The organism is Paenibacillus sp. FSL H3-0469 (assembly GCF_038051945.1).
In the GTDB taxonomy this organism is placed as follows: domain Bacteria; phylum Bacillota; class Bacilli; order Paenibacillales; family Paenibacillaceae; genus Paenibacillus_AQ.
Genome location: NZ_CP150302.1, coordinates 1,249,331 through 1,269,184 on the forward strand (window position 1 = coordinate 1,249,331; position 19,854 = coordinate 1,269,184).

Genomic DNA, 19,854 nt, shown 5'->3' on the forward strand with positions numbered 1-19,854 from the left:
GAAGGAAAAAGGATTCTTAGTTTATGCCGATTCATGTTATATTTTATTATTTATAAAAAGACCTTGTCAAGAGAGTCGATAACCGCATTAAAGTCAAGAGAATCAATCCGGGAAGTAAAACTCCTCTTCTTCCCCCTCAGAATCCTGCTCATCCCGCAAAATCCCGATCACCTGGCGCACCATTTCACCTGAGAATCCCCGGCGCATGAGGAACGCACCTGTCTTCCGGCGTTTGTCGTTCACCTCTCCACGGATCGTATTCCACTTCTTCCGTCCGGTCTGCAGCGCGCTCTCCAGCTCCTGCTCCGGTGTGATCTCATCCAGCGCTTCCGCAATCAGCGACTTATCAATTCCCTTCTCGCGGAGCTCCTGCCTGATCCACATCTTGCCCTTACGCTGATTCACAATCCGCTGCTCCGCCCACTGCTTGGCGTATAAGGGATCATCAAGCAGACGTTCTTCCTGCAGCCGGAGCAGAACTTCGGCAATAACAGTCTCTCCTATTTCCTTCTCCCTTAAACGGCGGGCCATCTCCTGTCCCGTTCTGGGCTTGCGCTCCAGATACCTAAGCCCCTCGACATACGCCCGCTGGCGCTCATCTGCGGCAACAATATCCTCCAGATCCGCTTTTACAAAAGTACTCCCGGTAATCATCCGGTATTTAATCATGACATCTTCATGAACAGTCATGTTGTAATCTCCGAAATGGATTAGATAACGATAGTTAGACTTCTTGAGCCGCTCTACCCGTGTAATTACCAGCTCCTCGTCTGCCGGGAAATCCGCCAGCACCTGCTCATCCTGTTCTTCGAATTCCTCATCCAATTGTATAACCATCCTGCCAATCACCTACTTAAGCTGAAATATTTGCGAAAAGGCACCCTGTTATATCTTCACAGGGCGCCTATCCATCTTGACTTCATTATTCAATTAGAAGTAGAGGGGTAGAGTACTTAATTACTCAATCTCAAGCAACAGCTTCTCTTCTTCCTCTTGCTCTGCAGCCACAGCCGCTTCGGATGGTGCCTCTACCAGAGTCGTGAGATTACTTGCCTCACGGATCTTATTCTCGATCAGCAGAGCAATATCCTGATGTTCCTTCAGGAACTGCTTGGAATTCTCACGTCCTTGACCCAGACGTTCGCCTTCATAGGAATACCAGGCACCGCTCTTGTTAACGATATCCATCTCTGTACCGATATCCACAAGGCTTCCCTCTCTGGAGATTCCTTCGCCGTACATGATATCTACATCCGCTTGCTTGAACGGAGGCGCTACCTTGTTCTTCACAACCTTGATCTTCGTGCGGTTACCCACAACATCGTTACCCATCTTGATGCTCTCTACCCGGCGCACATCCAGACGGACAGAGGAGTAGAACTTCAGAGCGCGTCCACCCGGAGTGGTCTCAGGGTTACCGAACATTACGCCGATCTTCTCACGAAGCTGGTTAATGAAGATCGCAATGGTGTTGGATTTGTTGATGGCGCCTGACAGCTTCCGCAATGCCTGAGACATCAGACGGGCCTGCAAGCCTACGTGGGAATCACCCATATCGCCTTCAATTTCCGCCTTCGGTACCAATGCAGCTACAGAGTCAACTACGATGATGTCTACTGCTCCACTGCGTACAAGCGCTTCAGCGATTTCCAGGGCCTGTTCACCTGTATCAGGCTGGGACAGCAGCAGTTCATCAATGTTAACGCCAAGCGCCTTAGCATACTTAGGATCAAGTGCATGCTCGGCATCGATGAAGGCAGCTTGTCCGCCCTGCTTCTGTACTTCAGCAATCGCATGAAGTGCAACCGTTGTCTTACCGGAAGATTCCGGTCCATATACTTCAATAATACGTCCTTTGGGAAGTCCGCCAATACCTAGTGCAATATCAAGTGCCAAAGATCCGCTAGGTACAACTTCCACTTTCATGTGAGTGGATTCTCCCAGTTTCATTACCGAACCTTTACCGAATTGTTTCTCTATCTGACGAAGCGCCATATCAAGCGCTGCACGACGATCTGACAATCAGACCACTTCCTTCACTGTTTATAGTATTATCATAACGTGTTTTGAAGGTCTTGCCAAGTCTTTTTTAGAACATACATTCGTTTTTTTTGCTCCCAGGGATAATACTCCCTTTAATTGTAAGAGACTAACCTCCTTCCGGATGCAAGGACTTAGCAGGCAGCTTCTCTTCCGCTTCTTACGTTAACAGGAACAATCATAGGATAATTTGTTATACCTGATATAAAACAAAAAACCGCAGCATGATTGCTCAAGCCACGGTTCTTCCGCATGTATAAATTATATACCGCCCTGAAGCGTTATTGCAAGGCCGAGCCTTCCAGCGGAGTCGCCACCTTGCGTTCTTCCAGCCTCCGCCACAGGCGGTACAGCAGTGCCTTGACGGTCCGCAGGCGGATGTTGTCACGGGTACCCTTCAGATTCAGCTCATATACCTCTGTCTTGCAGCCCCGCTCAGCCAGTCCTACGAACACAAGACCCACAGGCTTGCGCTCCGAATATCCCGGTCCGGCTACACCGGTAACCGATAAGCCGAAGTCCGTGTCGCCGATCATACGCACCTGCTCAGCCAGCACCTCGGCAACCTCGCGGCTCACCGCTCCCGGGGCATCCGGGCCTTCAAGCATAGCAGCGGGCACATTCAGCAGTTTTTTCTTAATATCATTGGAATAACAGACGATGCCCCCGGCAAACATGGAGGCGCTGCCCGGGATATTCGTAATGCTCTCCATCAGCAGCCCGCCCGTACAGCTCTCGGCAGCACTCAGAGTGAGTCCCGCATCCGCCATCCAGTCCACAATCAGCTGCTCCAGCGGCACATCAATGTTGGCATACAGGTTCTCCGGCAGAATATCCGCTATCGTCTTCTCCAGAGCATCGAGCTTGACCATAGCTTCCCGCTCGGACGGAGCCTTGGTAGAGATGCGCACGGTCACTTCGCCTTCCTTGGCATACGGGGCAATCGTAGGATCGCTCTGGCTGCGGATCAGATCAATCAGCTTGTCCTCCAGCAGCGACTCGCCAATCCCGGCGAACTTCAGCATCTTCGAGTAGAGGGGCATTTCACTCGTAAGTGCATGCTGCTGCAGCCATGGCTTGGCCTTATCCGTGAACATCGGCTTCATCTCCCGGGGCGGGCCCGGCAGTACGATATAATATTTGTCCTCTTCTGCAAAAGCAATCCCTACCGCAAGGCCGGTATCATTGGACAGAGGAGTCGTCCCTTCAATGACAAGCGCCTGCTTGCGGTTATTCTCAGTCATTACAATCTTGCGGTCATCGAAGAAGCGCTGCACATGATCCATGGCCAGCTGGTCGATGTGCAGGGTCCGGCCAAGCGCCGCAGCCAGCGCATCCTTGGTCAGATCATCCTCGGTCGGACCGATGCCGCCGGTGAACAATATAACATCCGCCCGGCTCTGAGCAATCCGGATCGCTTCCAGCAGGCGGCTTTTGTTATCTCCCACAACGGTCTGAAAATAAACGTCAATGCCTAATGCAGCCAGCTCTACTGAAAGAAACTGGGCATTGCTGTTCACGATTTGTCCAAGTAAAAGTTCTGTTCCAACGGCAATAATCTCTGCTTTCATAGCTGACGTTCTCCTCCTGATTGTAGGTATCCTGCAAGGTTCAGCCTGTTCCAGCGTCTCAGGCTTTGTTCAAATCCAGCAGTTCCTTATTCTTCACGAAATAATCAATACCCGAGTAAATGGTAATGATGGCTGCTGCCCAGATGGCAATATCATCCACAGGGATGCTGACGAACTGGAACGGGAAGTTGTTAAGCAGCAGCAGGGAAATGGCAACAATCTGAATCACTGTTTTTACCTTGCCCCATTTGCTTGCAGCCACTACCTTCCCTTCCAGCAATGCCACCTGGCGCAGTCCGGTCACGGCAAACTCACGGCTGATGATGACAATGGCAATCCAGGAATCGCATCTTCCCAGCTCAACCAATGAGATCAGTACGGCTGAGACCAGCAGCTTATCCGCTAAGGGATCGAGCAGCTTGCCCAGATTGGTGACCATGTTATATTTTCTGGCTATGTAACCGTCAATTCCATCGGTACTGGCTGCCAGCAGAAAAATAACCGCCGCGACCAAATGATTAATTGAAAGCTGAAAGGAGCCCCAATGTATCGGTTCCGGATAGAAGCTGAAGTCCACCAGCAGAAAAAACATCATGATTGGGATAAGGCAAATACGCGCTAATGTGATACGGTTGGGTAAATTCACTGAAGGTTCCTCCCCTAGTCCATACGAATCCAGTATTCCAGCAATTTCTTCAAAACTGCTTAGCTAGTATATTATAGCCATAAATAAGTGTCAAAAAAACATGAAGCACCCCGCAAGTAAGGTAAGTATACACTGCGGGGCACATGATCTTACTTTAAATTGTTAAACTGCAAATCAAGCGGCAAATCAGCCTTGCGTAAAAGCTGAATAATCTGCTGGAGGTCGTCGCGGCTTTTACCGGTCACACGGATCTGATCACCCTGAATCGTGCTCTTAACCTTCAGCTTGGAATCGCGGATCAGAATATTGATCTTCTTCGCGTTCTCCTGGTCTATCCCTTGCCGCAGTCCCAGCCGCTGGCGCACCGTGCCTAATGAAGCCGGCTCCACTTTGCCGAAATCCATATTCTTTAGCGTGATTCCCCGCTTCACCATCTTGGTCTGGAGGATATCAATCACTGCATTCAGCTTGTATTCATCCTCTGAGGCGATGACAAGCGCATCCTTCTCCAGCTTCAGGCTGCTCTTGCTGTTCTTGAAATCAAACCGGTTATCGATTTCCTTCTCGGTCTGATGAACCGCATTGGTCAGCTCCTGCATATCCATCTTGGATACGATATCAAACGAACTTTCTGAACTCATGGTTCCACATCCTTTAGTTACAATTAGTCTGTTCCTATTATATGAGATAGGGGCTCTTAAGTCTAATACTGGAAAAGAGTCAAGTGGAAACAGCATTCCGTCCTTTGTAAGGACGGTACCGTTTCAGCGAGAAATAGAAGGATAATTTATAGCGTGAACATATAAATTCTTATATTTGCACCTAAAAACACGCCTCCCGGAACCCGTCCGGGAGACGCTCACATCTAATTATTATCTGCTGCGTGCAGGAGCCCGGAACATATCCAGAATCCCCAGCAGAACATGTGCCAGTCCAAAGCCCAGAATACCATATCCCCAGGCGCCCGGTGTCAAATAATACCCCAGGAGACTGACGATAATACCAAGCCCTGTTACAATCCAGCTGACGGTCATGAGAGAATACACCTCACTTTGGCGAGAGAACTGTTAAACACTTCTAGGTTCTCCATTCCGCCAAAGACTATACATCGGGTCTACTATTCTCCCGTAGTACTCTCGCCAGTAGCGCCGTCCGTCCCGCTGTCCAGTTCAAGCAGCAAACGCGAGGAGGTTTTGCCGTCGGTGATAGCCTGTCCGTTGACCGAAATTGCCGTAGCCGGTGAATATCCCGATTTGATATACATTCCGCCGCTGTCCAGCGTAAAGCTCAGATTCTCGCCGGCCTTGGTGTTCCCGAAGCTGAGCTTCTCCCCCTTGGAGTTCTCGCCCTTGTACACTTCAAGCCAGCTGACTCCGGTAGCGGCAATCTGTACCTGAACCGGGGTTCCGGCAGGTGCAGAGACCTTGTAAATGGTCGTCTTGCCCGATTTACGGTCCTGAGTAACGGTGACAGCCCCCGGAGAAGCCGATGGAGACGGCTCTGGAGTTGTAGAAGGCGCAGTAGTAGCCGTGGCTCCTGCCTCAGGCGTAGCTGCCGCCCCCGCTGTCGCTGAAGGCACTGCTCCCCCGCCAGCGGCCGTAGGTGAGGGCTTCACCTTGGCCGGATCTTGCGTTGCGTCAGTCAGGCTTGCGTTATCTGCTTTCTTCGGCCCTGCATCATTACTCATCGTGGAAGAGGCATACAGGTAGATGACCACCAGGATCAGCACCGGGAAGGTCCACATCAGCAAAGTCGGCAGCCACTTGGCATTACGCTCCGTTTCAGGCTTGCGGCTCCGCTTCTGAATCACGGTTTCCATGGTGGTATCGACGGGAGCGGCAGGCACATTGCCATGCTCCTCCATCAGCTCATCCGGGTTAACCCCAACTGCCTCGGCATAGGTTTTAATAAAGGCCCGGACATAAAAACTGCCCGGAAGCACTTTATAATCCCCTGCTTCGATGGCTTCCAAATATTTTTTACGGATCTTTGTTACTTCCTGGACATCATCAAGACTCATCCCCTTTTGCAGACGAGCCTCCTTCAAATGCCGGCCCAGTTCCGACATACCATCACCTCCTGAATGTTGTGTGAGCAATGCTCTGAATGAAATATATTAAAGATCTTCACTGTAGCTTGTCGTAAACGACTCGTACAATATCTCTTCGTTCGGTGAATTGCGCAGCTCAATAATAATATCGAAGTCATCGAAGGTGAATTCGGACTCCCGCACAAAAATATCAGGATGCTCAATCACCTTGGTGCTTGCCATACCCATGACATTCTGCAGCAGGTTGTAATGCTTCTCGTTCGAGCGGATGGTGCTGACGATCCCGTCAATGATAAATACATTATGCGGATTCATCTCGTCTTCGGCGAGCTGGCTGCGGACGGTCTGGCGCAGCAGCGTAGAGGAGACAAACGTCCAGCGCTTCATCGCACAGACGCTGCCGGCAATGATCGATTCCGTCTTGCCTACCCGCGGCATGCCACGTAGTCCTATTACCTGATTGCCTTCTTTTTTAAACACCTCACCGAGGAAATCGACCAGCAGTCCAAGCTCATCCCGGGTGAACCGGAAGGTCTTGCGGTCATCCGAGTCACGGTCAATATACCGTCCATGCCGGACGGCCAGCCGGTCGACAAGCCGCGGTGTACGGAGCGCCGTAACCGTTATATTATCAACTTTCTTGAGCATCTCGCCCATCAGCATAATCTTCTCATCGTCGCTGGTTTCCAGCAGCATACCGCGCGTCTTGCCTTCCACACCGTTAATCGTCAGAATATTGACTTCCAGCATCCCCAGCATAGAAGCGATGTCGCCTAACAGACCGGGTCTGTTCTTATGTATCTTATACTCCATATACCATTGTTTATATTCCACTTGTGCGCACCTCATAGATTCCTTTTCCCTGCATGTTGTTTCAGACACACGGGTCATGTTAATGATATAGAAAAAAAAATTGAAAGGCAAGGACACGATTGTAATAATTGCAGAAAAGCTCCCTCAAGGGGAGCTTCTTCCGCGTACCTATGCGTTTTTCTTCGCCAGTTTGACCATGAGTCCGGCAATGGTATGCTTCTCATCATCCGTTCCGACATCCCACAGCTCTTTGATGGCCCGGTTGGAATAGTTGCCCGGATCGACCTTCTTGTCGAGGAATTCCCCGATTTCGAACGCAAGCTTGGTGATGGTCTCGTCGCTCATCCCCATTTTTTCGGCCTGAATGACCCGGTCGCCCAAAAAGCTTTTCCAGGTATCAAAGTTCTTCACTACGGAATCTGTTGACATCTTAAATCCTCCTCAGGTTTGTAATGATATTGAGATTTAGAAGCAACAGTTATAATATGTCTCAAGCCGGAAATTCTTATGCTGGAGCATTTCTCCAGAGCAGACTCATGGTTCCTGGTATTATACCGGATATTAAGTAATCCAGCCGCCGTTCGGACTGATGACCTGCCCCGTAATATAGCCGGATTCAGGCAGCGCCAGAAAATAGACAAGCGAGGATATATCTTCAGGGGTAGCCAGTCTCCCCGCAGGGATCTCCTCCTCCAGCATCTTCAGCTCATCCGCCTGCAGATTGGACAGCATGGCCGTGTGCACCGCTCCTGGCGCTACTGCGTTCACAGTGACCTTCGAGGGGGCCAGCTCCTTGGCGAGCGCCTTGGTAAAAGCATTCACTCCGCCCTTGCTGGCCGAATACGCCACTTCACAGGATGCGCCTGAGATCCCCCACACAGAGGACACATTAATAATCCGGCCGTAACGCTGCGTGACCATATAAGGCATGAAAATCTGGCTGCACATAAAGGTGCCCTTCAGATTTACCGCCATGATATCGTCCCATTCCTCCTCGGTCAGATCGGCTAACATGCCATAATGTGCTTTTCCGGCATTATTGACCAGGATATCCGGCATCATGCCGCTGCTCTCCAGTCTTTCGGCCATGCGTACGAGCTGACTGCGGTCTTTCATGTCCGCCGCTACGGTCATTACCTTCGCCCCCAGCGCCAGACAGCGCCGGGCCACATCATTGGCCGCTTCATGCGAATTCATATAATGAATCACAATGTTCATTCCCACCGAAGCAAAACGCTCAGCGATCGCGCCGCCGATTCCCCCGCTGCCCCCGGTAATGAGCACTGTCATTTCACCAATCGGTTTGCTGTCCTCTCCCGGTAACATCATTAAGGACTCACCACCAGCGACACGGCCAGCTGCTCCCAGTCCACATGGGCATGTAGCCGGTCATTCACTTCATCCAGAGTGATCGATTCATACAGGGGAAGCACTTCAAACAGATCTCCTCCACGGAACTGGTAACGGGTGAACTCATGGGCAATGCTCTCCGGCGAATTCAGCATCCGCAGGAAGCCGCCGATTTTCTTTTTGCGGGCCCGTTCGAAATCCTTCTCCGCGAAGCCCGTCTCCAGAATACGTCCAACTTCTTCCTTAATCCGTTCAAGCAGCAGCCCCGGATCTTTGGTATCGCCGCCGATTGCCGAGAATGCATACTCCGCAGAGCTGTTAAATTCATGGCCGAAGCTGTCCGAGATCAGTTCCTCGTCGTAGAGCTTCTGATACAATGCTGTACTGCTGCCAAACAGCAGATCCAGCATCAGCTTCGTGGTCAGGTCACGGCGCACCGCCGCTTCACCGCTGAGACCATCCACCTTTTCCTTGAAGCCGAACATCATTTTGGGAATAGAGACAGCAAGCCTGCTCTCCACATGCTTCGAGGCTACCTGCTCAGGCTCCTCCGCGAAGATGCGTGTAATTTCACCCTGCTTCTCATAGCTCTTGCCCTGCTGATTGCTGCGGATCAGTTCAAATACCTGCTCAGGGTCCACCCCGCCGACCACGAACAGCAGCATATTGCTGGGATGATAAAAGGAATTGTAACAGGTGTACAGCGTTTCCTTCGTAATGGTTGAGATCGATTCGATCGTTCCAGCGATATCTATATGAACCGGGTGGGTAGCATACATCGCTTCAATAAGCCCAAAATAGACGCGCCAGTCGGGATTGTCGGCATACATGTTAATTTCCTGCCCAATAATCCCCTTTTCCTTCTCCACATTCTCATCTGTGAAATACGGACGCTGCACAAAATCAACCAGGGTACTGAGATTCTGCTCAATATTCTCTGTGGCCGAGAAAAGATAGACCGTCTGGTCGAAGCTGGTGAAGGCATTCGCAGATGCACCATTGGATGCAAAGTTAGCAAATATGTCTCCTTCCGGCTCCTCGAACATTTTATGCTCCAGGAAGTGGGCAATGCCGTCCGGCACGGTAGTCTCCTCGCCGCCCGCCACCTTGAAGTGATTGTCTACTGATCCATATTTCGTGGCAAAGGTGGCGTAGGTTTTGAGAAAAGCCGGCTTCGGCAGTACATACACCTGAAGACCGTTATCCATAACCTCATGATAAAGTGTTTCTTGAAGCCGTTCGTAATGGAGCTTTTCCATCCCTATTCCTCCTTCCCTGTCAGGAAATAAATCGTATCCAGCTCAAAAGTCTCCGCCGCTGCTTTCACTTCAGCCGCCCCCATGCCGTCAACCTGGTCCATCAGTTCTTGGGCAGAACGGTCTTTGCCTGATAACTGGCGGTTGAAATCAAAGGAGATCATCTCAAATGCCGAATCCTGAATCTCGGACAGCAGGTTGCGGATCATCGCCTTGGTCTGGCTAAGCTCCAGGTCAGTGATATTGCCCGCCTTCAGCTCATCCAGCTGCTTGCGGATAATATCAACGGCTTTGCCGTAATTCTGGGTCTCAATCCCCGATTGAATCGTCCCGATGCCTTTATGCCCGTCATAACGGGAGGAGGCGTAATATGCCAGACTCTCCTTCTCACGCACGTTGACGAACAGCTTGGAATGCGGGTATCCGCCAAGGATACCGTTGTACATCAGCGCGGAAGCATACCGGTCATCCTTGTAGGTAATCGAAGTCCGCAGCCCCATATTCAGCTTGCCTTGATTCACATCCAGCTTCTCTTCCACCGTCCGTACTTCTGTAACCGTTACCGGGGTGAAGTCTGAGGTGTAGTCTCCAGCTTCGGAGTGATGTGCCCGGCCGAAATGAGCGGTCACCAGCTTCTCGACTTCCTCAGGTGTGGTATCGCCCACTACATACAGATCAAGTGTTGCGCCATTCAGCCAGGAGGTATAGCTCTGGTACAGCGTCTCAGGCGTAATAGCATCCAGATCGGCCCGCTGGCCAAGGGGATGAAGACGGTAAGGCTCGTTGCGGCACATTTCCTCAATGCAGCGTTCTGCCGCATAACGGATTTTGTCATTCACAATGGATTCCAGCTTCTTGCGGATGGTCTCGCGTTCTGTAGCTACATAAGAAGCCCGGAAGCTTCCATTCTCAAGCAGGGGACGGGTCAACACCTCTCCCAGAAAAGCAAAGGATTCTCCAAGCAGGCTCTCCTTGCTCTGCACAAAGGAATCATTGATCGTATCCATCCGGAACTGGACAATCTGGTAATCCCCGCGTTTGTAAATATCGAAGCCAAAGCCTGCACCGTACAGCTCCTCCAGACGCTCACGGAATTGGGTAGTCTCCGGGTAGGACGCTGTCCCCCGCCGGAGCACAAACGGAACCAGTGCGGTAGAGGTTACTGTACTCTCTTCAAGCGGAAGGCCTGCATACAGTGAGATGGCGAACGTCTTGAACGCCTTGGTCGGCAGAACATGTATACGCATGCCTGCGGCATGCCCATGTTGAAATCCATTATTAGTCAAGTCCAAAACTCCTTTGCAGCGTGGATTGATGCTCTATAACAAGTTTATGAAGTATTATCCATTCTAAACCATTCCAAAGTAAGGAAGCAACCGGAGGACAGCGTACCGGTTGCTCTTACGGAGGGTTGTATACAGACACTGTAAGCTACATGCAGAAAATATGCTGGCCGATCGTCTTCACCTGCGGACGGGACCAAATCCACTTGGAGGTCGCCGTCTTGGGATTGAAGTAATAGATGCAGCCGCCCGACGGGTCCCAGCCACTCAGTGCCTGCTGTACGGCCTTCCGGGCCTGTTCATTAGGCTCCAGATAGATCTGTCCGTCAGCTACGGCAGTGAAGGCTCCCGGCTGGAAAATGACGCCCGAAGGCGTATTCGGGAAGCTTGGGGATTTTACACGGTTGAGAATAACTGCTGCTACGGCTACCTGCCCTTCAAAAGGCTCCCCGCGTGACTCGCCGTAAACCGCATTAGCCATGATCTTGAGGTCATTTTCGGACAGGCCCATCGTATTGCCGGAGGACAGCTCAGCCGTATTGGATTTGGACGCAGCTGCGCCGGAGGGCGCTTTTTTCTGGGCGGTAGACGTCTCGGGCGCTGTCGGCTTCCAGGCTGTAGTCGCATTGTATAGCTTAAGCTTCGTCTTGGCCCCGACCACCCCGTCGGATTTCAGGCCGAATTTCCACTGGAACCAGGTCACGGCATTCTTCGTCTTGGTCCCGAACTGGCTGTCAATCTTCCCGTTAAAATAACCCAGGTGCTTCAGTCGTCCCTGCAGCTCATATACATCCTGCCCGGAGGAACCTACCTTAAGCGGAGTTGTGCCGAACACGGGCATGGCCTCCTCCCCTTCATCAGGGATGTCTGCGGCAACCTGTTCTGCTGCATAGGGCTTGGCATAGATCAAATCATGATCTTTGAAGACTACACCGGCAAACGGTACAGCTGCAAGGACAAGGGTAACGGCTGCAATGATCCACTGCTTATGTTTTGTCATAGGATTCGCTCTACCTTTCTCTTGGAAGTTCTGCATGAATGGCTAAAGTTATTATGACGACTGGCAGGACTTCCTATGCATGACCGCAAAAGCTTGATAGCGTAAATCCATTGCAACTGAGAACGATTATCAACTATACTTGGGTTATGAAACAACAGGAGTTGAGAAGAAACATGGATTTTATGGACCATATTGTACTTTGGAACCATGCTGCTGTAGAAGTTATCGATATCCGCAAGGCCTCGTTCACTTCCGGACAACCTCCGCTGAAGTACCGCCTTCCGGCTAGTACATACCTGTATATCGTCCGCGGCAGCGCAAGTGTGCTTATAGATGACAACCCCTATGAAATCAGCGGCGCAAGTGTCTTTCACGGGGGCAAAGGTGCTATTATCCAATTGCTGCAAACCCAGGGAATTCTGGATTATTACCTTATTATGTACCGTTCAACGTTAACCCTGCCTGCCCGGCGCAACCTGACAGCGCTTCTGGAACGCAGCAAGCCTTTTACCCGAACCTATCACTTTACTCCTGCCCATCCCCTGCCGCTGTATGAGATTCTAGACCAGATGTATGGTGATTGGCAGACACGCCGCGCCCTGGAGCATCTGCATGTCAAAGCCCTGTTCTATCAGTGGGTCCATGAGCTGCTTCATCAAATGCAGGTGCAGGAACATCACCCGCTTAGAACAGATGTGCTCGACCAGGCTGTACGCTATATGCATGATTCTTACAACAAGCCCTTCACCCTGGATACACTAGCCGGTACTTTGGGCACCAGCCCGAGGACGTTATCGAGGTTATTCCGTATACGGCTTCAGACCAGTCCTGCACAATATCTGGTTCAGATTCGCATGGACAAGGCCCGTGAGCTGTTACTGGACACAGAGGCCACACTGCATGATATTGCTGCTGCTGTGGGCTACCTGGATGCGTATTCTTTTGGAAAAATGTTCAAGAAGCACTTCGGAAACTCCCCAGTGAGGTACAAAAATTCTGTACAGGCCGCTTCACCGTGGCGGGATATGCCATCTGCGCTGTCTGCAAATGACATTGCCCGTGAAGGTACTCTCCGATATATTGATGATGATAATCATTATCAATATGATCTAAAAGGAGCGTCATCCATGTTCAGAACGGCTAAGCCATCCCTAATGTTAACCTTGTTGTTATGCTTCACCATAGTGTTAAGCGCCTGTTCCTCAGGAAATACCGGTTCTAACGCAGCGGGTAATGCCAGCCCTTCGCCGGCTTCTTCTCCTGCAGCCACCTCCCCCGCCACACCCTCTCCAGACCACACTGCAGCCGAGGCACAGACCCGGACAATCTCTACGGTAAAAGGAGATATCGAGGTACCCGCCGATCCTCAGCGTGTCGTTGTGCTGTACTTGCTGGGCGATGTGTTGGCGCTGGGCATTAAGCCCGTAGGTGTATCTAGTGTTAATGAAGGTGCTGCCTTCGAAAACGAATTGAAGGATGTACAGAAGCTGGGAAGTTGGTTCGAGGCCAGCCCGGAAGCTGTCTTATCGCTTGATCCCGATCTGATTATCGTTCCTTCCGAGGAGACCTACAATGCCTTGCATGACATTGCACCCACTGTGTTAGTACCTTATGAGAAAATGACGACTGCTGAGCGGGTCAGCTTCATTGGTCACACTCTTAACAAGGAAAATGAGGCCACCAGCCTCTTAAACGACTTCAATGCCAAAGTAGAGAATAGCAAGCAGAAGCTGCGGGAGGCGGAAATTCTAGATTCAACCATCTCCATCATGGAAGGCGGTGAAGAGCGGAATATGCTAGTAATTATGAGCAAACAATATGGCCGGGGCTCGCAGGTCTTATATGAATATCTTGGCATGAAAGCACCGGAGAAGATTCAGCAAAAAATAGACAGCAAGACTGATGTAGGCGGCGAGTCAGTATCCTTTGAAGTCATTTCCGATTACAGTGGAGATTATATCTTCCGTTCCTCCTATGACGGGATGACTGATCTGACGGGGGACCCGCTCTGGAACAGCATTCCGGCAGTCAAAGAAGGCCGGTTGATGAATATCGACTTCGGATTATCTTACTATAATGATATCTACTCCCTGAATGCACAGCTGGATTACATTGTTAATGCTCTGCTTGCAGCACCCCGGGTGAAGAAATAGCAGTTCAACCGCTCATTGCATAACTTATCTTTCGCAAAATAACCCCACAAAGTGGGGATTTAGCTTCGATGATAACTCAGGTACTTTGCGGGGACCCCAAAACATATAAATTCTTATCTATCAAAAAAAGAGATGGCCCAAGTATTGGGTCATCTCTTTGTCTAAGAACTCAGCCTACCATGCTGATACTGCTCCAGCGACATCAGCACCTCACGCGGCTTGCTGCCCTCGTAAGGGCCGATGACCCCTCTGGCCTCCATGGAGTCGATTAAGCGTGCAGCGCGGGTGTAGCCCACCCGCATACGCCGCTGAAGCAGCGATACAGAGGCTTGCTTGGCTTCCAGTACGATCTGAACCGCTTGTTCATACAATTCATCCTGCGGTTCCTGGTCATCGCTCATGGTGTCGTCCACCTCCGGCACAAGCGACTCATCGTAATTCGCTTCCCCCTGGCTGCTGACATACTGGACAATCGTCTCCACTTCCTGATCGCTCATGAAAGCACCCTGAACGCGGATCGGCTTGGAAGCTCCCATCGGCAGGAACAGCATATCGCCGCGTCCGAGCAGCTTCTCGGCGCCCGGCATATCCAGAATGGTCCGGGAGTCCACATTCGAGGAGACGCCAAAGGCAATACGCGAAGGAATATTCGCCTTGATCAGGCCGGTGATAACATCCACCGAAGGACGCTGCGTGGCGATAATCAAATGAATTCCCGCTGCCCGCGCCATCTGGGCAAGACGGCAGATGGCATCCTCCACATCATTGGCCGCAACCATCATCAGATCGGCAAGCTCGTCCACAATGACAACGATATACGGCAATACTGCTGCGGGATTATCCTTCATCAGGTTGTTATAGCCTTCCATATTACGTGTGCCGGATTTGGAGAACAGCTCATACCGCTTCTCCATCTCCACCACAATCTTCTTCAAAGCCAGACTCGCTCGCTTAGGGTCTGTAACTACAGGAGCCAGCAAATGCGGAATGCCGTTATATACATTCAGCTCGACCATCTTGGGGTCAACCATAAGGAATTTCACTTCATTCGGCTTAGCTTTATATAGAATGCTGGTAATAATACCGTTGATGCAGACCGATTTACCGGAGCCGGTAGCTCCCGCTACCAGCAGATGGGGCATCTTGGCGAGATTGCCGATAATCGTCTGTCCGGAGATATCCCGTCCGAAGGCAATGGATAGCCGCGAATCTGCCTCCTGGAAAATCTGTGTCTCCATCACTTCCCGCATGGTGACGACTGATACTTCTGAATTCGGAACTTCAATACCGATGGCTGATTTGCCGGGAATCGGCGCTTCCATACGGATATCCTTGGCAGCCAGTGCCAGCGCGATGTCATCGGTAAGATTAACAATCCGGCTGACCTTCACGCCGATATCCGGCTGAATCTCATACCGGGTCACTGCAGGTCCGCGAACCACTTCAAGCACCTTCGCCCTTACACCGAAGCTCTCCAGTGTAGCCTCCAGCTTGCGTGCCGTCTGCATATAATCATTCTGATCGCCCGCCTTGGCCCCGTTATTAGGCTTAGCCAGCAAACGGAAGGACGGCAGTTTGTACGGCTTCGGTGGAGGTGGAGGCGGTATAACAGGAGCCATCTCCCCCTCCTCTGCCGTTCCCAGCAGCCCGTCCAACTCCACGGGCGGTGTATCTTCGTCGGATTCCCCCGGCGAAGCCAGGTCTGCTCCCGCTCTCGTCAACTCCCCAGCACCCATGCCCGTGACAGCACCGCCACGCGCCGCTGGCGAGAATTCGCTCCATTCCTCCCGGTCCTCAGCATTCAGCCCTTCAGAGCGGATATGCTCGAAGAAGTCACGGATGATTGGCGTAACAGGCTCAAGCTCCTCATCCGGGAATTCCTCCTCGCCATACTCCTCCAGAGGAACTCCTCCCGCTGCTGTCATCCCGGAGATGACCGGACCTGTGCGCGGATCAGTAATTATAATATCCGGCAGCTCTTCCTCCAGATCATCCATGACTTCCGGCTGGTTCTGGCGGGCAGACCCGCCGAACCAGCCGGTAATTCTGCCCAGCAGCTTCGACTGTCCGCGTCTTGGCAGCTGCTGACCCGATCCGTCATCCTCTTCAAAGTAATCGTCATCATCCGCAGGTTCCGGCGTTGTAACTCTGCTGGCTCTGGCCGGTCTGTTGTTCACCACCGGAACAGCAGCCGGGCGGTTAGCCGCCCGGAGCTTAATTCCTTCAATCAGCTTGACGGCCCTTACCCGGAGTAAGGTAAACAGCTCTACATAGGAAAGATTGGTAATCAGCATGAAGCTGATCGCCAGCAATACAATCATCAGCAGCTTAGCGCCCAGATTGCCGAACAGCCACAGAAGCGCAGCGTATTCAAGCGCGCCGATGTACCCGCCGCTGATATCCTTGCCCAGCATGTATACGCTGCTGTCGCCGGCGCCCGGTGAGAGGGCGCCGGATAAATCATTATGTATTTGAGACAGTACATTGCCCGGATGCAGCATCCCAATCGGACCCAGCTTCTGCTGCATAGCTGATATGCTACTCATCAGGCACATGGACAACAGCAGGAGCAGGCCGCCAGTATAGCGGCTGTTCCAGGTGGACGGCCATTTCCTGTGAATCATTACCATCAGGCCGTAGAAGATGCCCGCCAGCGGCAGCACAAAATAGAATCTGCCAAGCAAATAACCCGCCATGCTTGAGAGCGTGCGGCCGACAGCCGCTTCCCCCGACAAAGCAATGACGGAAATCGTAATCAGCAGAATTCCGTAGATTTCATATTTTAAAACACTGCCCAGCAGTGCTTTCTTCTTCTTTCTTCTCCGTTTAGCCACGCCAGCCACCCCCGAGTCAACATTATACCATATAATGGCGTGGCGTACCTATGTTCTCTTTTGTCAGAATATGCATCTTTAGGGGGTTTGTTCGCACTTAGCGGTCCAGCTGAACGATTGCACCCGGGGAGAAGGCCGCATCCAGATATTTATCCAGCGGACACTGCAGCAGACGGACCACCTTAGCCTGGCCTCCATCCAGCATTTCGACCTGCATCAGCATGCCCTGAATCGTGATCTCCTGCACAGGAGAAGCATAACTCAGCGCCCCCTCGAATACCTGCTCCATCGGCAGAATGGTATAAAAGGTCATTGGGTCAGCCCTCCTTGCGGAAGCATATCGTTCGTCTGAGAAGGAGCAGCGGCAATCATCCGGTTCAGATGGGCCAACGCGGCACCGATCCCGCCCACTTCATCCATCAGGCCGAATCTGACGGCATCCTGACCGCCCACTGCGGTACCGATGTCCCGGTTAAGCTCTCCGGTCTTGAACATCAGATCCTTGAACTGTGATTCCGTGATCCGGGAATGAGAGGTTACGAATTTCACCATCCGCTCCTGCATCCGCTCCATGTACTCGAAGGTCTGCGGCACGCCGATCACCAGGCCGTTCATTCGGATCGGATGGATTGTCATGGTAGCACTTTCTGCAATAATGGAATACGTCGAGGATACTGCTATTGGTACGCCGATGCTGTGGCCGCCGCCGATGACAACTGTGACCGTAGGCTTCGACAAGGAAGCAATCATCTCCGCTATAGCCAGGCCAGCCTCTACATCCCCGCCAACCGTATTAAGAATAATCAGCAGTCCCTTGATGGTCTTATTCTGTTCGGCGGCAACAAGCTGGGGAATAATATGCTCGTATTTCGTGGTCTTGTTATGCGGCGGCAAGACGAAATGACCTTCAATCTGTCCAATAATCGTCATACAAAAAATATCCGGCTCCCCTGTCGGCACCGCTGTCTGTCCCAATTCTTTAAGCACCCCTACAGGTCCCGGTATTCCTGGAGGAACCGGCTCATTCACTACGGGCTTTATCTCCCCTGGCAGGATTTCTTCGTTACGCCCTCCACCCGCCTTGCTAGCTTCTGTAATTTCCATCGTACACAGCGCTCCCCTTCTGCCTGCAACACCCGTGTGCTTCAGGATTCTGATTTCTGTTAGTATGACATTCCGGGGGACTCCCTTATACACCATTAACTTGAACTATCACATAGAGACAGCGGCCGCTCCTCAGAACGTCCGCCGTTATTGCCGGTTAGTATTTGTCCGCCACTGCTCCCAGTACAGCTCCGTGCACATAAGCTTGGCCTTTCAGACTTTTCAAGCTGCCAGCCGTGCCGGTCACAACTACGCCCAATATCCGGACATCACCGGCTTCCGGCGCCGCTTTGTCCTTTTTCAAATAGTTGTATATCCGTTCGTACTCGCTGTGATATTTGTCCCTTTTGTCCTTACCAATGGTTATGGCTCCGATGAAATCCTCGGGGTCCGCCTGATCCCAGTCCGGCTGGACGCCGAAACCGTAAACTCCGTAATTCGCACTCATCGGGGTCGGATAGTTCATTTTAGCGGGATCATTCTCATTTGGATACGGCTTGAAGCTGAACCCCTCACGGTCATCATACGTATCAACCCAGTACCAGACGGGCTTTGCGCCTGCGGGCAGCAGCCTTTTCACCTCATCGAACGAATAATCCTTGTCAAAAGATACGCCCAGCTCCACCCGCTTCTCTTCGTTCATCTTGTCCAGCTCAGGAAGATCATTGATGATTTTTTCGTTGTAATCCACTCCCGGGATATAGAAGGCCATCTCTCTTTGACCATTTTCAGAATTATACGCCCGGTAATACTCATAGCCTTCCTGCTTCATCTTGGCATCCTGTACGGTTAGATTATTAGAGCCTCCATAAGCACCTGTGGTGAACGGGAACCACCAGGCGTTGTAATTGAGCCATCTGTTCTTCCAGGGAACAGGCACATCATCGACGATTTTGTAGGTTTGAAGTTCAAGGACTCCTGATAAAAAGCCCCTGTTGTCCTTAAAACCTGAATCGAATTCATTAGGGCTGCTAATTCTCATATACTGCTGCTCGCTGTACAACGTATTGTTGGAGAGCTGGTTTACGAGCTGTGCCGCGCCAATGAACACAGCGATTAATACTACCGCACTGACCACAACTGAAATCAGAATACTGCGTATCAGGCTCTTACGTTTGGTCTTCTTCAAGGTCTGGATAATATTCTGGTCCTCTGCTTCTTCCCATGGGGCTGTCATTCGCCCTCACCTCCGTATAATTGTTGAAATTGCTGTCTGGCCCGGTAGAGCGTAGCTTTCACTCTTCCTTCAGAAATGCCGAGCATAGCGGAGATCTCCTTGTAGGATAGCTCCATTTCATATTTCAGCAGAATCAGCTGCTTATTCACCGGATGGAGCCGCGCCAATACTCCCTCCATCTCTTCCTTCCGTTCCCTGCGCAGCAGCACCGCTTCCGGCAGCTCCTGCTCACGGGCTGGATGTTCCTCCACTTCCTCGCCGCTATACTGATATCTCTTCTGACTGCGGCAATGGTCAAAATACCGGTTAATTGCGACCTTGTACAACCAGGCGCTGAATTTGCGCTCATCGATTGCATCCAGATACAGCAACGCCTTGTACAACGTATCCTGCACAATATCTTCTGCATCTGAGGCCCCGGCGCCGAGGCGGATCAAGTAGCGGCGGACCTCCGCCATTTTGGGTTGGAGCACCTTCTCCATGTCTCTTGGCTCCATGCTGCACCTCCTTGCCTGTATAACGGTCAGGTTGCCCAAATGTTGTTTTGTGCAGCGAAAAAAACATAAAAAAGCCCCTT

At 51.5% G+C, this 19,854-nt stretch carries 19 protein-coding genes; 1 reads left to right on the forward strand and 18 read right to left on the reverse strand.

What is annotated here, in order from left to right:
- Positions 1–102: 102 nt before the first annotated feature.
- The 13 genes from NSS83_RS05375 to sleB form a co-directional block, all read right to left on the reverse strand.
- Complete coding sequence (locus NSS83_RS05375; RefSeq protein WP_341347824.1) at positions 103–837, reverse strand: RecX family transcriptional regulator; 735 nt, start codon at positions 835–837, stop codon at positions 103–105.
- Positions 838–957: 120 nt separating this feature from the next.
- Positions 958–2,022 (reverse strand): recombinase RecA, encoded by a 1,065-nt coding sequence (gene recA, locus NSS83_RS05380; protein ID WP_341185411.1) that lies wholly within the window; start codon positions 2,020–2,022, stop codon positions 958–960.
- A 299-nt stretch (positions 2,023–2,321) separates the two neighbouring features.
- Complete coding sequence (locus NSS83_RS05385) at positions 2,322–3,611, reverse strand: competence/damage-inducible protein A (protein WP_341185410.1); 1,290 nt, start codon at positions 3,609–3,611, stop codon at positions 2,322–2,324.
- 58 nt (positions 3,612–3,669) lie between these two features.
- Positions 3,670–4,257 carry a CDP-diacylglycerol--glycerol-3-phosphate 3-phosphatidyltransferase gene (gene pgsA, locus NSS83_RS05390; protein ID WP_340753219.1) on the reverse strand — a complete coding sequence of 196 codons (588 nt, stop codon included), beginning with the start codon at positions 4,255–4,257 and terminating at the stop codon, positions 3,670–3,672.
- Between the two features lie 149 nt (positions 4,258–4,406).
- Positions 4,407–4,898, reverse strand: a complete 492-nt coding sequence (locus NSS83_RS05395; RefSeq protein ID WP_036724757.1) for a YajQ family cyclic di-GMP-binding protein — start codon at positions 4,896–4,898, stop codon at positions 4,407–4,409.
- 231 nt (positions 4,899–5,129) lie between these two features.
- On the reverse strand, positions 5,130–5,291 hold the full coding sequence (locus NSS83_RS05400; protein WP_179090467.1) for a hypothetical protein: 162 nt from the start codon (positions 5,289–5,291) through the stop codon (positions 5,130–5,132).
- 83 nt (positions 5,292–5,374) lie between these two features.
- Complete coding sequence (locus NSS83_RS05405; protein WP_341347825.1) at positions 5,375–6,325, reverse strand: RodZ domain-containing protein; 951 nt, start codon at positions 6,323–6,325, stop codon at positions 5,375–5,377.
- A 48-nt stretch (positions 6,326–6,373) separates the two neighbouring features.
- Complete coding sequence (locus tag NSS83_RS05410; protein ID WP_341185408.1) at positions 6,374–7,141, reverse strand: DUF3388 domain-containing protein; 768 nt, start codon at positions 7,139–7,141, stop codon at positions 6,374–6,376.
- 147 nt (positions 7,142–7,288) lie between these two features.
- Positions 7,289–7,549 carry a DUF3243 domain-containing protein gene (locus NSS83_RS05415; protein ID WP_036692667.1) on the reverse strand — a complete coding sequence of 87 codons (261 nt, stop codon included), beginning with the start codon at positions 7,547–7,549 and terminating at the stop codon, positions 7,289–7,291.
- Positions 7,550–7,681: 132 nt separating this feature from the next.
- Positions 7,682–8,449 carry a 3-oxoacyl-ACP reductase FabG gene (gene fabG, locus NSS83_RS05420; protein WP_036724753.1) on the reverse strand — a complete coding sequence of 256 codons (768 nt, stop codon included), beginning with the start codon at positions 8,447–8,449 and terminating at the stop codon, positions 7,682–7,684.
- On the reverse strand, positions 8,449–9,729 hold the full coding sequence (locus tag NSS83_RS05425; RefSeq protein WP_341347826.1) for a pitrilysin family protein: 1,281 nt from the start codon (positions 9,727–9,729) through the stop codon (positions 8,449–8,451). Before NSS83_RS05425 ends, fabG begins: the two co-directional genes overlap by 1 nt.
- 2 nt (positions 9,730–9,731) lie before the next feature.
- Positions 9,732–10,973 (reverse strand): pitrilysin family protein, encoded by a 1,242-nt coding sequence (locus NSS83_RS05430; protein ID WP_341348711.1) that lies wholly within the window; start codon positions 10,971–10,973, stop codon positions 9,732–9,734.
- 184 nt (positions 10,974–11,157) lie between these two features.
- A complete protein-coding gene (gene sleB / locus NSS83_RS05435) occupies positions 11,158–12,009 on the reverse strand; it encodes a spore cortex-lytic enzyme (RefSeq protein ID WP_341347827.1) in 852 nt (283 codons plus the stop codon).
- A gap of 173 nt (positions 12,010–12,182) precedes the next feature.
- Here sleB and NSS83_RS05440 point away from each other — a divergent pair, with 173 nt between their 5' ends.
- On the forward strand, positions 12,183–14,162 hold the full coding sequence (locus NSS83_RS05440; RefSeq protein ID WP_341347828.1) for an AraC family transcriptional regulator: 1,980 nt from the start codon (positions 12,183–12,185) through the stop codon (positions 14,160–14,162).
- Positions 14,163–14,323: 161 nt separating this feature from the next.
- Here NSS83_RS05440 and NSS83_RS05445 read toward each other — a convergent pair whose 3' ends face one another.
- From NSS83_RS05445 to NSS83_RS05465, 5 genes are all read right to left on the reverse strand, one after another.
- The gene (locus tag NSS83_RS05445; RefSeq protein WP_341185404.1) at positions 14,324–16,996 is read right to left on the reverse strand and encodes a DNA translocase FtsK 4TM domain-containing protein; all 2,673 of its coding nucleotides are present in this window, start codon (positions 16,994–16,996) and stop codon (positions 14,324–14,326) included.
- A 97-nt stretch (positions 16,997–17,093) separates the two neighbouring features.
- The gene (locus NSS83_RS05450; protein ID WP_341347829.1) at positions 17,094–17,309 is read right to left on the reverse strand and encodes a YlzJ-like family protein; all 216 of its coding nucleotides are present in this window, start codon (positions 17,307–17,309) and stop codon (positions 17,094–17,096) included.
- Positions 17,306–18,100: an ATP-dependent Clp protease proteolytic subunit gene (locus NSS83_RS05455; RefSeq protein ID WP_341347830.1), complete on the reverse strand. Its 795-nt coding sequence runs from the start codon at positions 18,098–18,100 to the stop codon at positions 17,306–17,308. The genes NSS83_RS05450 and NSS83_RS05455 overlap by 4 nt, the downstream gene beginning before the upstream one ends.
- Positions 18,101–18,257: 157 nt before the next feature.
- Positions 18,258–19,277 (reverse strand): anti-sigma factor, encoded by a 1,020-nt coding sequence (locus NSS83_RS05460; protein ID WP_341185401.1) that lies wholly within the window; start codon positions 19,275–19,277, stop codon positions 18,258–18,260.
- Positions 19,274–19,774, reverse strand: coding sequence for an RNA polymerase sigma factor (locus NSS83_RS05465; protein ID WP_341185400.1), 501 nt, complete (start codon positions 19,772–19,774; stop codon positions 19,274–19,276). Before NSS83_RS05465 ends, NSS83_RS05460 begins: the two co-directional genes overlap by 4 nt.
- Positions 19,775–19,854: the final 80 nt, after the last annotated feature.